The sequence below is a fragment of the Ruminococcus sp. OM04-4AA genome (assembly GCF_003462585.1).
Classification (GTDB): domain Bacteria; phylum Bacillota; class Clostridia; order Lachnospirales; family Lachnospiraceae; genus Mediterraneibacter; species Mediterraneibacter faecis.
In genome coordinates this window covers 162,878-177,891 of sequence record NZ_QTZH01000001.1, presented here as the reverse complement: position 1 = coordinate 177,891, position 15,014 = coordinate 162,878, and the positions used below count along the sequence as shown (strand labels likewise).

18 protein-coding genes and 1 tRNA gene are annotated in these 15,014 nt (G+C 40.0%); 4 read left to right on the top strand and 15 right to left on the bottom strand.

Translation table 11 applies throughout. From position 1 onward, the window contains the following. Positions 1–57 precede the first annotated feature (57 nt). The 7 genes from DXB52_RS00825 to DXB52_RS00795 form a co-directional block, all read right to left on the bottom strand. Positions 58–142, bottom strand: a tRNA-Leu gene (locus DXB52_RS00825). A gap of 181 nt (positions 143–323) precedes the next feature. Continuing rightward, entirely contained in the window at positions 324–680 is a 357-nt protein-coding gene (gene rplT, locus DXB52_RS00820; RefSeq protein WP_015529026.1) for a 50S ribosomal protein L20, read from the bottom strand. Positions 681–713: 33 nt separating this feature from the next. Then, positions 714–911: a 50S ribosomal protein L35 gene (gene rpmI / locus DXB52_RS00815; RefSeq protein ID WP_015529025.1), complete on the bottom strand. Its 198-nt coding sequence runs from the start codon at positions 909–911 to the stop codon at positions 714–716. 58 nt (positions 912–969) lie between these two features. Continuing rightward, complete coding sequence (infC, locus tag DXB52_RS00810) at positions 970–1,464, bottom strand: translation initiation factor IF-3 (protein WP_117569763.1); 495 nt, start codon at positions 1,462–1,464, stop codon at positions 970–972. A gap of 277 nt (positions 1,465–1,741) precedes the next feature. Continuing rightward, positions 1,742–2,605 (bottom strand): DegV family protein, encoded by an 864-nt coding sequence (locus tag DXB52_RS00805; RefSeq protein ID WP_117579427.1) that lies wholly within the window; start codon positions 2,603–2,605, stop codon positions 1,742–1,744. Between the two features lie 146 nt (positions 2,606–2,751). Continuing rightward, positions 2,752–4,119 (bottom strand): spore germination protein, encoded by a 1,368-nt coding sequence (locus DXB52_RS00800; protein WP_117579428.1) that lies wholly within the window; start codon positions 4,117–4,119, stop codon positions 2,752–2,754. 91 nt (positions 4,120–4,210) lie between these two features. After that, positions 4,211–4,729 carry a dCTP deaminase/dUTPase family protein gene (locus DXB52_RS00795; protein ID WP_020435921.1) on the bottom strand — a complete coding sequence of 173 codons (519 nt, stop codon included), beginning with the start codon at positions 4,727–4,729 and terminating at the stop codon, positions 4,211–4,213. Between the two features lie 366 nt (positions 4,730–5,095). On the opposite strand from DXB52_RS00795, the gene DXB52_RS00790 reads away from it, so the two are divergent. After that, positions 5,096–5,329, top strand: coding sequence for a hypothetical protein (locus DXB52_RS00790; protein WP_318265241.1), 234 nt, complete (start codon positions 5,096–5,098; stop codon positions 5,327–5,329). After that, positions 5,326–5,592: a hypothetical protein gene (locus tag DXB52_RS00785; protein ID WP_242988189.1), complete on the top strand. Its 267-nt coding sequence runs from the start codon at positions 5,326–5,328 to the stop codon at positions 5,590–5,592. Before DXB52_RS00790 ends, DXB52_RS00785 begins: the two co-directional genes overlap by 4 nt. Before the next feature lie 138 nt (positions 5,593–5,730). On the opposite strand, the gene metA is transcribed toward DXB52_RS00785, so the two are convergent. From metA to DXB52_RS00765, 4 genes are all read right to left on the bottom strand, one after another. After that, positions 5,731–6,651, bottom strand: a complete 921-nt coding sequence (metA, locus tag DXB52_RS00780) for a homoserine O-acetyltransferase MetA (RefSeq protein ID WP_117539646.1) — start codon at positions 6,649–6,651, stop codon at positions 5,731–5,733. Then, on the bottom strand, positions 6,629–8,032 hold the full coding sequence (locus tag DXB52_RS00775; protein ID WP_117569759.1) for an AI-2E family transporter: 1,404 nt from the start codon (positions 8,030–8,032) through the stop codon (positions 6,629–6,631). The genes metA and DXB52_RS00775 overlap by 23 nt, the downstream gene beginning before the upstream one ends. A 150-nt stretch (positions 8,033–8,182) precedes the next feature. Then, complete coding sequence (locus DXB52_RS00770) at positions 8,183–8,512, bottom strand: DUF1540 domain-containing protein (RefSeq protein WP_117569758.1); 330 nt, start codon at positions 8,510–8,512, stop codon at positions 8,183–8,185. A gap of 128 nt (positions 8,513–8,640) precedes the next feature. Beyond that, positions 8,641–9,156, bottom strand: coding sequence for an SEC-C metal-binding domain-containing protein (locus tag DXB52_RS00765; RefSeq protein ID WP_015529015.1), 516 nt, complete (start codon positions 9,154–9,156; stop codon positions 8,641–8,643). A 134-nt stretch (positions 9,157–9,290) separates the two neighbouring features. On the opposite strand from DXB52_RS00765, the gene DXB52_RS00760 reads away from it, so the two are divergent. After that, on the top strand, positions 9,291–9,503 hold the full coding sequence (locus tag DXB52_RS00760; RefSeq protein WP_117539640.1) for a hypothetical protein: 213 nt from the start codon (positions 9,291–9,293) through the stop codon (positions 9,501–9,503). Here DXB52_RS00760 and DXB52_RS16070 read toward each other — a convergent pair whose 3' ends face one another. Further along, complete coding sequence (locus DXB52_RS16070) at positions 9,504–9,659, bottom strand: hypothetical protein (protein ID WP_181966415.1); 156 nt, start codon at positions 9,657–9,659, stop codon at positions 9,504–9,506. Between the two features lie 213 nt (positions 9,660–9,872). Continuing rightward, a complete protein-coding gene (locus tag DXB52_RS00755) occupies positions 9,873–11,153 on the bottom strand; it encodes an adenylosuccinate synthase (protein ID WP_117824943.1) in 1,281 nt (426 codons plus the stop codon). Positions 11,154–11,406: 253 nt separating this feature from the next. Between DXB52_RS00755 and DXB52_RS00750 the strand changes: the two genes are divergently transcribed. Then, positions 11,407–11,739: a hypothetical protein gene (locus DXB52_RS00750; RefSeq protein WP_054751107.1), complete on the top strand. Its 333-nt coding sequence runs from the start codon at positions 11,407–11,409 to the stop codon at positions 11,737–11,739. Between the two features lie 93 nt (positions 11,740–11,832). Here the strand turns inward: DXB52_RS00750 and pdxR are convergent, their stop codons facing one another. Both pdxR and DXB52_RS00740 read right to left on the bottom strand, forming a co-directional pair. Next, complete coding sequence (pdxR, locus tag DXB52_RS00745) at positions 11,833–13,236, bottom strand: MocR-like pyridoxine biosynthesis transcription factor PdxR (protein ID WP_117824944.1); 1,404 nt, start codon at positions 13,234–13,236, stop codon at positions 11,833–11,835. An 83-nt stretch (positions 13,237–13,319) separates the two neighbouring features. Then, positions 13,320–14,990: a glutamine--tRNA ligase/YqeY domain fusion protein gene (locus tag DXB52_RS00740; protein ID WP_117824945.1), complete on the bottom strand. Its 1,671-nt coding sequence runs from the start codon at positions 14,988–14,990 to the stop codon at positions 13,320–13,322. Between the last annotated feature and the right edge of the window lie 24 nt (positions 14,991–15,014).

Below are 15,014 nucleotides of genomic sequence, written 5' to 3'. Positions count from 1 at the left end.
GTCTTGCTCGTCTGCCAGTTCCGACACTTCCGCATTCTGAAATATTTTTTGAAATGATGCGGAAGATGGGACTTGAACCCACACGATCGCATTGATCACAAGATCCTTAGTCTTGCTCGTCTGCCAGTTCCGACACTTCCGCATATCATCATTTTACCGTGGTCATCTGCGTTACCGCCTTGCCACAACGACTATAATACACGTTGCGGCATTAAATGTCAACAGTTTTTTTAATTTTTTTAAAAATTTATTTTTTATATACAATTAATACAATAAGAAAACCCGGTCTTCCGAAGAAAACCGGGCGAAAATACAAGCTCAAATTAAGCAAGTTTCTCTTTTGCTACTGCTGCGAGTGCTGCGAATCCTTCTCTATCGCTTACTGCAAGCTCTGCAAGCATCTTTCTGTTCATGTCAACGTTAGCCAGTTTAAGACCATACATGAATTTGCTGTAAGAAAGTCCATTCATTCTTGCAGCTGCGTTAATACGAGCGATCCAAAGCTGTCTCATCTGACGCTTACGCTGTTTTCTTCCTGCGTAAGAAGATGTGAGTGCTCTCATTACAGACTGTTTTGCAACTCTGTACTGTTTGGAACGAGCTCCTCTGTATCCTTTAGCCAGTTTCAGTGTTCTGTTATGTTTCTTCTTAGCGTTCATTCCGCCTTTGATTCTTGCCATTTCCTAATCTCCTCCTTAATCTACTTCCAAATCTTACAGATATGGTAAAACCTTCTTCATGTTCTTTACATTTGTTGCATCTGTAATAGTTGCCTGTCTCAGATTTCTCTTTCTCTTTGTAGACTTCTTTGTTAAGATATGGCTCTTGTAAGCTTTATTTCTTTTCAGCTTTCCTGTACCTGTTACTTTGAAGCGCTTTGCTGCCGCTCTATTTGTTTTAATTTTTGGCATGATAATTTCCTCCTTTATTGTGCTGCCTTACAGGATCTTCATCCCGGATCATATTGTCTTAACGTTTTTCAGTTAAAACCATACTCATATTTCTGCCTTCCAGTTTTGCTGCCTTTTCTACTGTAGCAACATCTTCCAGCTGCTTTGCAAAATCATCAAGGATATGCTTGCTCTGCTGTACGTGAGCCATCTCACGACCTCTGAAACGCAGTGTCACCTTAACCTTATTTCCCTTGGAAATGAACTTCTTAGCATTGTTCACTTTGGTATTCAGGTCATTCGTATCAATGTTCGGTGATAAACGCACTTCTTTGATTTCAACAGTTTTCTGTTTCTTCTTGGCTTCTTTCTCTTTACGAGTCTGCTCGTATTTGTACTTACCATAGTCAATGATCTTGCATACCGGTGGCTTTGCTCCCGGTGCAATCTTCACCAGATCAAGCTCTGCTTCCTGTGCAAGCTTCATTGCGTCTCTGGATGACATGATGCCTAACTGTTCCCCATCCGCGCTGATCAATCTTACTTCTTTATCTCTGATCTGCTCGTTAATCATTAAATCGCTAATTGTCGTATACCTCCGTCAAATGAATTTCCTTTAGGTTCTTACGCGAAAACACAAAAAAACGAGTGAATATCATATCCACCCGACAAATGTAATAACTCCAACAGGAGCTCCTTATTATCGATATCGAACCATCAGTCACTCAATTGTGCTGCGGTGAGAGTGGATACTCTACTTTGTTTTTTGCTTAACGCAACATCTAATTTACCATATCCACTCTTTCCTGTCAACACTTTAATTGAATTTTCTTCAGTTTTTTTCTAAACTTTTATCTCTCATTTCCCATACAGAATACAGCAACAACGCCCGGTCCTGTATGACTTCCAATGACTGTTCCGATATTATTGATCAGAATATTCTCTATTCCCATCTTCTCTCTGACACGTCCGGCAACATACTCTGCATCTTTCAGGCAATCTCCGTGCGTGATCATTATGATCTCATTCTCCCAGCCTTTCGACTGTTCTACTGCCATATCAACAATTTTATTCAGAGACTTCTTGCGACCACGTTCTTTCGCAATCACCTGAAGTTTTCCATTGTTATCCATATGTATGATCGGTTTCACTTGCACGAGTGTCCCCAAAACTGCTGCCGCTTTGGAAATACGTCCACCTCTCTGCAGATGATTCAGATCATCCACCGTAACATTATGGCAAACGTGAAGCTTGTTCTCTTCTGCCCACTTTGCGATCTCATCAATCGTCTTGCCTTCTTCTTTCAACTTAAGAGCATAGTACAAAAGCAAGCCCTCTCCCAGGCAGGCGCAAAGTGTATCGATCACGATAATCTTTGCTTCCGGATAATCCTCCGCCAGTTCTTCCGCCGCGATTCGCATACTATTGTATGTTCCGCTTAATCCGGAAGAGAATCCAAGATGAAGCACATCTTTTCCTTCTTTCACAAACGGTTCCAGCATCTCGCGTGCTTCCTCCGGATTGATCTGAGAAGTCACAGACATATGGCCTTCTCTTAATTTCTGAAAGAACTCTTTTGCTGTCAATCCTGACATATCTGTATAATTCTCTCCATCAATTGTATATTTCAACGGAAGAACCGGAACATGTCTCTCTTCCAGCCATTCCTTCGGTAAGTCTACAGTACTGTTCACGGTAATAACGAACTCTCTCATGTCAATAACCTCCTGCTCTCTTTCTTCCGGAAACCGCCACTACCTTCCATATAGCAGACATGTATTTCCCGGATAAGCAATATTTTCTATATCATATCATCTTTTATAATAAAGAGCAAAGATATTTTAACAAAATTAAGATTTTGTCAGTTAAGTTTTACATTTAGATAATTTCTTCCTGAAAGTGTTTTATTAAACACGAGGAAACATAATACCAAAACACATCCCGCAACAAATCCATACAGATTAAATACTGCAGTCAGTACAAGAAGCATCAGTCTCATAAATTTCAATGCATATCCAAGTTCGAAATTCGGCTGTGTATAATTTGCCACTGCCACAAATGCCATATATAGCATTACTTCTGAATTGAACCAACCGGATTCTACCGAAAATTCTCCCATCACAATACCGGCGATCACACTCAACGGAGTACTGAGCATCGTTGGCGTATTCATTGCAGCCAGCCGTAAACCATCAATTGACAGTTCTAGCAGAAGAAACTGCCAAATCAATGGAAGATTGATCTGATCACGCACCATTACAAATGAAAAAACGCCCGGTAGCCACTGCGGATTCTGCATATATAATAAATACAATGGTGTAAAAAACACTGTTGCAATTGTGATCAGAGTTCTAGAAATCTTCAGATACATCCCGGTCAACGTCGGAAAATAATAATCATTTGCCTCTTCTATCATATCCAAAATGGACGTTGGAAGTATCATTGCCGACGGCGCGTTATCTACCAGAATTACAACCTTTCCTTCCAAAAGACAGGCTGCTGCCGTATCCGGTCTCTCTGTAAATTTGAATTTTGGGAAAGGATTGAACCATTTTCTCTTGAAAAGTGCTTCTGCAAGACTCTGCTGATTCATTCTCAGGTCATCTACCTCAAGTTTCTCAATCCTTGATTTTATATTGTTTAAAAGTTCTTCATCTACACGGTCTGACATATAGCAGACTGCTATGTCCGTTCTGGAGCTCTGACCCGCTTCTGTCATTTCCATAATCAGATGTGGATCTCTGATCCTTCTCCGCATCAGTGCCGTATTAAATACAATTGTCTCTACAAAACCATCTCTGGAACCGCGAAGCGATTTATCCTTATCCGGCTCGTCTACACCGCGGGCAGGATAACTTCTGCAGTCCATACACAGTGCCGCATCATAGCCATCTACAAAAAACACCGCTGTACCGGAGAGCACATTTCTCAGAATATCATCAAAACATTTCAACACATCCACTTCTACATAAGGAATCTTCTGTTTCGAAAAAGTTTCCGCATCCTGTGGGAGATCTTCTGCTGTAATAGAAAGAAAAGAATCCATAATCTTTAACATTGCTTCATCTTTTATAAATCCATCAATGTAGTAGAATACCGATTCTTTTCCACCGATCTCCATCTCCCGGCGGATAATGTCAAAGCTTTTCTCCACCGGAAGGGTCTGATCCATATATTGAATATTTTCTTTAAAAGAACAACCGACTTCTTTTTTAATCTTTCTGATCATAAAACCTAACCCTCTTTTTTCTGCCTCTTATTTGCCTTGGCTTCACTGAGTTTAGGTTTCCCTTTTTCTTACAAATTATTCTGTCAGCCTTTTATTTCTTTTTTGTTGTACTTCCAAATCCACCATTTCTTACTTCTGTCACGTCATCATCTAATGTAATTCCGTACTGTACGAAGATTCCCTGCATGAACCCATCTCCTGCTTCTACTTCTACGGTTTTTCCTTCATTAGAATCATTTGTGATCTTTGCAAAGATCTGTCCTTCATTATCGGAATAATAATAATCACTGTCGATAATTCCTACTGTATTATTCAGCTGCAGTCTGTACTTGAATCCCAGACCACTTCTCGGATAACACTTCAGTACCCAATCCTGTTCCATCCATACACGGACTCCTGTTGGAATCTTGACGGTTTCTCCCGGTTTCAGTGTGATTTTCACCGGTGCAAAGAAGTCATATCCTGCACTTCCGGCTGTCGCTCTTCCTGGAAGTTTTAAAGACTCATAGATTGCTTCCATCTCTTTTTCTTCCGCTGTCTCAAATGTGTCTTTCCACCCTTCAAAAAACTTTTCTTTACTCACTTTTTCAAATCTTGCAATTCGATTCATCTCTGTTAATAACCTCCAATTTATTTTCACATTTTGTAACTGTTCAGAGCCAAGCAAAATTTCAAAAAAGAGGTAAAATGCTTGCATTTTTAAGACTGTTTTTGAAATTTTATTTGGCGGATACGCCACACCTTCAAAATGCGTAGCATTTTGAAGGTTGGCTCTGAACAGTTACCACATTTTTATCTGTCTTCTTATCTCGTATACAGGAAGTTTATTCTTTCCTGCCCACAAGCATTGCAATTCATTATTATAAAATACTTGAAAGTAAAAAACAAGTTGGTGAAATAATTCTCTTGAGATATTCTGTGTTTAGAGTATAATAGATTCTATAGACACGAAACAGAAGGTGAGAGTATGCGAACAATGGACTTTACTACAGAACAGCCGGATTGCTGCTCTGTCGGTGATTATTTGGAGATTGTCGAACATGAGCTTCCCACTTCCTATTGGTATATGCTCGAGCATGCCTACGGCGCAAGCACGAATTTCAAGAACCGGGAACGCTTGAAGACCCGCAAAGGCAAAGTCATTAAGATCTGGAAGGACGACAGATTCAACTATATCACCCTGGAATTTGATGAAGAGGATGTGAAATGATGTACAATAAAGATGATGTTATCTATATTCTTGAGAACAACACAACAATCCGTAAAGGAAAGATTGCACGCAAGCAGGGGGAGAACTATATCATTCAGCTGATCGGCTCCTGCGGCGCACTGACACTGCCGGAAGATCAGCTATTTGAATCTGAAGAAGCTGCTGAAAAGAGCCGACAGCAGATCAAGCTGAACAGCGCGAATGTACAGAATGATTTCATATCTGTAAAACCGGATTCTTTCGACAACTGGATTGGGCGATAGGAATTGGTTTCAGAGTTGTTAAGGATATTCGTAATCGGCAACAAGATATAGAAAAAGCACTTTCGGAAGAATAGTATCTTCCGAAGGTGCTTTTTTGTTTTTTCTTATCATTATACGAAAGCTCTCTAATCCAAACCTTTAGAACGGTGTTCCATACAGATCATAAGGTGTCACCTGATATACATAATAATTCAACCAGTTCGTATACAGGTTATTGCAATGCGCTCTCCAGGTCAGCATTGGTTTCTTCTCTGGATCGTCGTTCGGATAATAATTCTCCGGAATCTGTGGATTCAATCCTTTTCCCAGATCTCTCTTATACTCAGAATCCAGTGTCATTCTATCGTACTCCGGATGTCCCATTACAAAGATCTGACGTCCATCCTGCGCCATGCAAAGATAAACTCCTGCTTCTTCCGAATCTGCAAGAATTGTAATTCTGTCATCTTTTTCCAATAGATCTTGCGGAACTTCTGTATGTCTGGAATGCGGTGCCAGAAACTTATCATCAAATCCTCTGACAATCGGAATCTTTCTGTTCCTTACATGGTGCCAGAACAAACCTGAACGTTTTTCCGGAAGTTGTACCTTATCAATTCCATAATGATAATAAATACCAGCCTGTGCTCCCCAGCAAAGATGAAGTGTAGACACAACATTTGTCTTTGTCCACTCCATAATACGTTTCAGTTCTTCCCAATAATCTACATCTTCAAACGGCATCTGTTCTACAGGTGCGCCCGTGATAATAAATCCGTCAAACTTTTTATCCTTGATATCATCAAAAGCTTCATAGAACTTATAAATGTGACTTGTTGATGTATTCTTTGATACATGACTTGTCACTCTTACGAAAGTAACATCCACCTGCAGCGGAGAGTTTGAAAGTGCTCTCAGAATCTGAAGTTCTGTATCTTCCTTAAGTGGCATCAGATTCAGAAGTCCGATACTGATCGGACGGATATCCTGATGTGCCGCACGCAGCTCATCCATCACAAAGATGTTCTCTTGTTCCAATATTTCTTTTACCGGCAAATCATTTTGTACTCGAATCGGCATTGTCCTTATCTCCCTTTTCTTCTTGTATTTCTTTTATCTCTTCCTGTTTTTCTTTCTGTATATAAATTCCTTCGGAATCTACATATCCGTTCTTCCCATAGCACTCTGTATCTGTTGGAAGTTCTTTTTTCTTCAGGATAGAATTAACCAGCATATTTACAATATAATAAATCACCGCAAATGTCGGTACACCAAAAAGCATTCCCGGAATACCAAATAATCCCCCTGCGATCAGGATTGAGAAAACAACCCAGAATGAGGAAAGTCCTGTCGAATTTCCTAAAATCTTTGGTCCCAGCACATTTCCATCAAACTGCTGCAATGCAATAACAAAAATGATAAAATAGAGTCCTTTCAATGGATCTGCAAGCAAAATCAGAATTGCACTCGGAATTGCTCCGATATACGGTCCAAAGAATGGAATTACATTTGTCACTCCTACGATCACGCTGACCAGCATTGTATATGGCATATTCAGAATTGATAATCCTATAAAACAGATTACTCCGATAATCAGAGAATCAATAATCTTTCCGATAATAAATCCACCGAAGATTTCATTACTTTTTCCGCCAATCTGAAGAATCATGTTGGCCTGTCCCGGACGAAATACAGCGTAGATCAGCTTCTTTGTCTGCTTCTGGAACTTCTCTTTGCTAAACAAAACATAAATAGAGACAATGATTCCAATAATAAAATTAAAGACTTCACGAACCATCTGAATCATTCCCACAGTAAGCTGTGTCATCCACAGATTCACTTTCTCCATCAAATCTGTCTTCATCCAGTTCTGAACAAAATCACTTGCTTCTTCAACTATGCTCTCCAACATCTTTCCAACTGTTGAATCAGAAGAATGCATCTTACTGAATTCATGGATAAACCGGTTCATCTGGCTCGGCACATTGAAAATCATGTCGCGGATACTTCCATATAACTCCGGAATCATCATGTTTAGGAGTGTAACAATCAACGCTATCATCAAGATGACAGATACGAAGATTCCAACTCCTCTTGATATCTGTTTTTTCTTCTTTAATTTGGGACAATGTTTCTCCAAAAACGGAATCATCCGACGGTCTATCCACTTCACAATCGGATTCAACAAATATGCAATTGCCAGTCCATAAATAATAGGTTTTGCCACTGTTAAAAACTGCTTAAATACAGATGAAATCTGTCCCAATCTTAAAAGTGCAAAATAAAATAAGATACATGACGCAACAACAAAAAACATCGTCATACTTTTTATGGCCTGTTCTTTGAAGCTATACCTTCTTTTTTCATGCTCTTCCCACGAATTGTGCCTATAACTTTGATCTGTATGAGTCTTTGACGCCTCTTTCGCTGTCGTATGCTCATCCTGTCGATATTCACTCATGTACGATCATTTCCTTTCTTCTGTTAAATATACATATTACGATTATAACGCGGTTACAATAACAGAGTCAACAGTAGAAAAAGAGATTCAGAAGATCGTCTCTTCCAAATCTCTTTCTATTTATCACGATTTTATACTTTTATCTGATACTCAATTACAGCAACAATCAAATGTTGCACATTCTGTCCCACTGCTGTGGCAGGCGTCACCGCCTTCTACACTGATTTTCCCTGCGTGACATTTGCACTCTTCATTATATCTGCAAGCTTTCGCCTGACAGTCAACATCTGAGCAATCTGAAACAGACTTCATCGAATCCGTCTTGTTGCTATAACTTCCCTCTCTTCTTTCTTCAAAGCTATCGCAACAGGTCTCCTGTGCATTCTTCGCACTGTTTCCTCCCACCTGGATCTTATCCAGTTCGCAAAGATACTGATAATTGTGTACACATGTCTGTACGGTACAGCTTAATTCTGGCATACTGATTTCCTCCTCTTAATCTTATTAGAACAATATCAGTATGTCCTTTTCTTTTAAATATATACGCTTATACCTAAAAGTACAAAACGGTATGTATCTTTCAATACATACCGCCAGTAATCTGATTCTTATGCGTTCTTTCCACAGCAGAATTTATATTTCTTTCCACTTCCGCACGGACATGGATCATTTCTTCCGATCTTTTTCGCCTTGCGAACTGTACCGGACTGTTTCTGCTCACGATACAGACGTTTCTTTGTCTCTGCATCAAAGATCTTATCCCACTGTGGGAGTCCATACAGCCAGTCAGCTTTTGCATCGATCATGTTCTTGTAAAGAAGTTCTTTATCAAATGCAAGACTTACAACTGTATCTTCTTCCATTGTCTCGATCGGGTTTGCTGTCTTCAGACTGTCATTGATTCCGTCAAGGAATCCAACCATTGTCATGACATCCTGTCCATATTTCTCAGCAAGTTCTTTCACTGTTCCCTTCACTTCTTCATCCGGGTTCTCGAGCAGCTGCTCATAAATCTCTCTTTCGATTGTAAAGTATGTTCCCCAGAACTTCTCCAGCTGATCTTTCGGAAGATTGCGGTCATAGGCCATATCACGCCACTGGTCTAATAAACATTTCTCACTCATTGTATATTGCTCCTTTATCTTTAAACTTCGAATTCAATCGCCTTTCTATTATATAACAAATTTTATTTGCCGTAAACAATTATTTGATATATACTGTTACTATTACTATATTGGCGTATGAAAGGACTGGTTACATGAAAAAACTGAAACGTATTTCTGCACTGCTGGGGGTTTTTATTCTTATCGCAATGTATTTGTGCACACTGATTTTTGCACTGATTGATTCGCCTGTTGCTTCTGATCTTCTTAAAGCATCTATCGCTGCAACCATTTTTGTTCCTGTTATTCTCTATGGACTGCTGATGGTCACACGACTGTTGAAAGATGATTCCAAAGACAATTCTTGATCATAAATAAAATACTGCAGTCAGTAATGCACTGACAGAATCTACTCCCCGGGATGCACGTGAAGCTGTTTCCCGGGTTTTTACTGCCTGTCTCCTCTTCAGATATTCTTCCATGGATAAATTTTCTCTGTCTTTTTCATTGCTGTTCTCTTCCATCGAATTCCTCCTTCTTTTTTTCTCAGCTATATATTATATGAGGAACCTTCTGATTTATTACTATCTTTTTTGTTTTCCGGGCAAATCCCAAGCGGAGTGACAACTACATTGTACGCCGCAGTGCACATCCTAAGCGGAGCGTTTTTATATATTCTAATATATAAAAAATACAGGACGGAAAGCTTTCACTTCCTGTCCTGTATTTCTGTTTCATTATTTATTACGATAAATAATATCGTCTCTTCCTGGTCCGTTACTGATCATTGTGATCGGATACTCGATCTCTTTCTCAATGAATTCAATGTATTTACGGCAGTTTTCCGGAAGATCTTCGTAGTTTTTGATTCCACGGATGTCTTCTTTCCATCCCGGAAGAACTTTGTAAACCGGTTTTGCCTTCTCAAGAAGATGTGTTACCGGGAATTCTGTAGTAACTTCTCCGTTGATCTCATAACCAACACATACCGGAATCTCATCCAGATATCCGAGTACGTCGAGTACTGTAAATGCTACATCTGTTGTTCCCTGCATTCTGCAGCCATATTTGGATGCAACACAGTCAAACCATCCCATTCTTCTTGGACGTCCTGTTGTAGCGCCGAACTCTCCGCCGTCACCACCACGTCTTCTAAGCTCGTCTGCTTCCTCTCCAAAGATCTCGCTTACGAAAGCTCCGGCTCCTACTGCACTTGAGTATGCTTTACATACTGTAACGATCTGCTTGATCTCGTATGGTGGGATTCCTGCTCCGACCGCACCGTATCCTGCAAGTGTTGAGGAAGATGTAACCATTGGATAAATTCCGTGATCCGGATCTTTCATGGATCCTAACTGTCCTTCAAGAAGAACTGTCTTTCCTTCTTTGATTGCCTCGTGAAGATAAAGAGATACATTAGCTACAAACGGCTCTACCATTTTCTTATATTCCATCAGTTCGTTATATAACTCATCAGGATTAATCAGTGGTTTGTGGTATAAATGCTCAAGCAGTACATTCTTCTGCTCTGCCACGCGCACAACCTTCTCCTTCAAAAGTTCATCATCAAACAGCTCACTAACCTGAAAACCGATCTTTGCATACTTATCTGAATAGAACGGAGCAATTCCTGACTTTGTGGAACCGAAAGATTTTCCTCCGAGTCTCTCTTCTTCATATGCGTCAAAATTCTTGTGATAAGACATTACCATCTGTGCTCTGTCGGATACAAGAATCTTCGGCATCGGAACACCTTTTTCTACTATAGACTGTACCTCTGCGAAAAGACGCGGCACATCCAGTGCGACACCATTACCAATGATGCTGGTCGTATGTCCATAGAACACACCTGATGGCAGTGTATGCAGCGCAAATTTTCCGTAATCATTCACAATTGTATGGCCTGCATTCGCACCACCCTGAAAACGAACGATGATATCTGCCTCTCTGGCGAGCATGTCTGTGATCTTACCCTTTCCTTCATCGCCCCAGTTTGCACCAACTACTGCTTTTACCATTTCAAACCCTCCTGCGTATGTTTGCTTGTAAATAATATTAATCAGCGGTACTTATAACCATTACCGCCTTAAAAATTATACTATACTTTTGCAGGGTTGTAAAACGTTATTTCGCATTTTTTTATTTAAATGTCAGAAATATTGTATTTCTGCGATAAAAGTATTACAATAGAAAGTAAATCAGGCGGTTTTCCCCTGAGAGCAAACTGTTTATCAGTATCAAATTTAGTTTAATAGAAGGGAGACTATAGAATTGAAAAAATTAATCAAATGGATAGTTGGACTTGGCACTGTTGGTACTGCAATCGGACTTCTTGCTGTTCGTCTGATCAAAAAATCAAAAAGTACATCCTCTGATATAAAAGCAGATAGCACCGATAGCAATAAAGAAGAAACGGATTCCGATACATTTGATTTGGATCAGGATCTTGAACCAACACAGGAAAGATCTTATGTATCTTTGCAGGCAGCCCGACCAGATGATTTAACTGAAAAATCTGATGTTGACAGCGCTGACTCTTCTGAAGCAGAAACACAACCAGCAGTTTCTGATGAATCAGATGATACGATTGCTGAAAACGAATAATAAAAGAGAAAGCGGATGGTTCAATCTTACACTTAATAAAATTGAACGATCCGCTTCTCTTTTTTATTAAAATACAGCCTGTTCTTCTATCATCTATTTCCATGCCTTACAGAGTAGTTGAACTGCTGCACGGATTCTCTCCTCATTCATGTTTGCATAACCTAACAGAATCACCGCTTTTCCTGTACTGTCTTCATTATCTTTTACACAATACTCTGATAAGCCATAAACTCTGACACCTTGTTTCGCCGCTTTTTCAATCAAATCCTTTTCGGAATCATCCGTCTTAAAATGCAGCAACAGGTGAACACCTGCATTTTCTCCGGAAATTTCCAGAATCTCTTTCATCTTCCGAAGGCTACTGATCAGAACATCATGCCTGTTCTTATATAATGCGCGTGTTTTATTCAGATGTCGCTCATAATAGCCTTCTTCCATAAATTTCTGAAGAATCATCTGATCCACCTTGGAGACAGTAGAACTGATGAATCTGCATTTTTCCTGATAAATTTTCAAAATATGTTCCGGAAGCACCATATAGCTCATTCGAATAGAAGGTGCCAGTGATTTAGAAAAGGTACCTGTATAAATCACTTTCCCATTGCTATCACTTCCCTGCAGTGCCGGAATCGGCTTTCCTTTATATCGAAATTCACTATCGTAATCATCTTCAATAATATATCTGCCTTCTGCCCCATCTGCCCATTTCAAAAGTTCCATTCTTCTTTGTATCGGCATAACACATCCAAGTGGATATTGATGAGACGGCATGACAAATGCAATATCCGCCCCTGATTTCTCTAATTCATCAATCCGCATCCCGCTTTGATCCATATCAACAGTACAGACTTTATAGCTTAATCGTTCAAACAAACGATAGGCCTGTCCATAGGTTGGGTTTTCCAGCGCAACTTTATGACAATTTCCAATCACTGTCGTTAAAAGCATAAGCAGATAATCACTTCCTGCTCCAATAATGATCTGATCCGGATGACAGTGTATTCCTCTTGCCTGATGCAAATAACTGCTGATTACATTCCGAAGCCCATATTCCCCTTGAGGATTCCCCAATCGGAACATCTCTGCCTTATCATCTATCAGGCATTCTTTGGATAATTTTCTCCAGACATTATACGGAAAACTGTTGAGATCCACACCGTTCGGAGTGAAATCATACGAATATTCTGTCACTCCTGAAGAAATCGGTTCAACTTTGATCTCCGGTCTCTTCTGAAGCTGATATATGCCTTCGATCTTTGCGACAAAATATCCTTTGCATGGGATTGCCTCCACATACCCTTCCGACAGGAGCTGTTCATATGCAAGTTCTACTGTACTCCTGCTCACTACCAGATGCTTACTCAATGCTCTTGTAGATGGAAGCCGCTCTCCACTCTGTATTACGTTATTCTGAATCTCTTCCTTGATAAATTCATAAATCTGTTCGTACAGCGGAGTTTTTGATTTTGGATTCAAACTCATTGTCAATTCATACATTCTTGTTCTCCCTCTGCATCACACCTACAACTATGAAAAACTGCCGTGAACAATTTCTCATTGTGATCACGGCAGTCCGTTTTTTATTTCTTCGGCAGTTTGAAAGAACTCTTCAGAGAAACAATACGGTTAAATACCAGATTCTCCGGTGTAGAATCCTTTGCATCGATACAGAAAAATCCGTTTCTTACAAACTGGAAGCTATCATAAGCTTTCGCATCTGCAAAGCTTGGCTCCACATAAGCATCTTTGATAATCTTCAGAGAATTTGGATTCAGGTTCAGAGAACCATCCTCTTTATTGTATACACCCTTCTCTTCATCTACAAGGTTCTCATACAGTCTTACTTCTGCTTTCTGTGCATATGGTGCCGGAACCCAATGAATTGTTCCTTTCACCTTACGTCCTGTAAATCCACTTCCAGCCTTTGTCTCAGGATCATAAGTACAGTGAACTTCTGTCACGTTACCATTCTCATCCTTTACAAAGCTTTCACACTTCACAAAATATGCGTGCATCAGACGAACTTCATTCCCTGGGAACAAGCGGAAATATTTCTTTGGCGGTTCTTCCATGAAGTCGTCTCTCTCGATGTAAAGTTCACGACAGAACGGAACTTTACGCTGTCCGAGTTCTTCGTTCTCCAGATTGTTCGCAACATCCAGATATTCAACTTCTCCTTCCGGATAGTTATCAATCACAAGCTTGATCGGATCAAGTACAGCCATCATACGAGAACGCTTCATCTTCAGATCTTCACGGATACAGTACTCAAGCATCGCATAATCAACAGAGCTCTGGCTCTTGGAAATACCACACATATCAATAAACATCTTGATTGACTCCGGTGTAAATCCTCTTCTTCTGAGCGCTGCGATAGAAACCAGTCTTGGATCATCCCAGCCATCAACAATCTTATCTTCTACGAGCTTCTTAATATAACGCTTTCCTGTTACAACATTCGTAAGATACAGTTTTGCGAACTCAATCTGACGCGGTGGGTTCTCGAATTCACATTCTTTTACAACCCAGTCATAAAGAGGTCTGTGATCTTCAAACTCAAGTGTACAGATGGAATGTGTGATTCCCTCGATTGCATCCTCGATCGGATGAGCGAAATCATACATTGGATAAATACACCACTTATCACCTGTATTGTGATGTGTCATGCGGGCAACACGATAAATGATCGGGTCACGCATATTGATATTCGGTGATGCCATGTCGATCTTTGCACGAAGAACTTTCTCTCCGTCTGCATACTTTCCGGCACGCATATTCTCAAAAAGCTCAAGGTTCTCCTCTACAGAACGATTTCTATATGGACTTTCTTTTCCTGGTTCTGTAAGTGTTCCTCTATATTCACGCATCTGTTCTGCTGTAAGATCACAGACGAATGCTTTTCCTTTCTTGATCAGCTTCACAGCGCACTCATACATCTGATCAAAATAATCGGATGCAAAATAAAGATGATCCTTCCAGTCAGCGCCCAGCCACTTAATATCCTCTTTGATAGACTCAACAAATTCTGTCTTCTCCTTTGTCGGGTTCGTATCATCAAATCTCATATGGAATTCACCATTATACTTCTCTGCCAGTCCATAGTTCAAAAGGATAGACTTCGCATGACCAATATGAAGGTATCCATTCGGCTCCGGTGGGAAACGGGTGCATACATGATCGTAAACTCCTTCTGCCAGATCCTTATCTATCTCCTGTTCAATAAAATTCTTTGAAACTGTTTCGTTCTCCATATCTTCCTCCTACTAACCATAAGT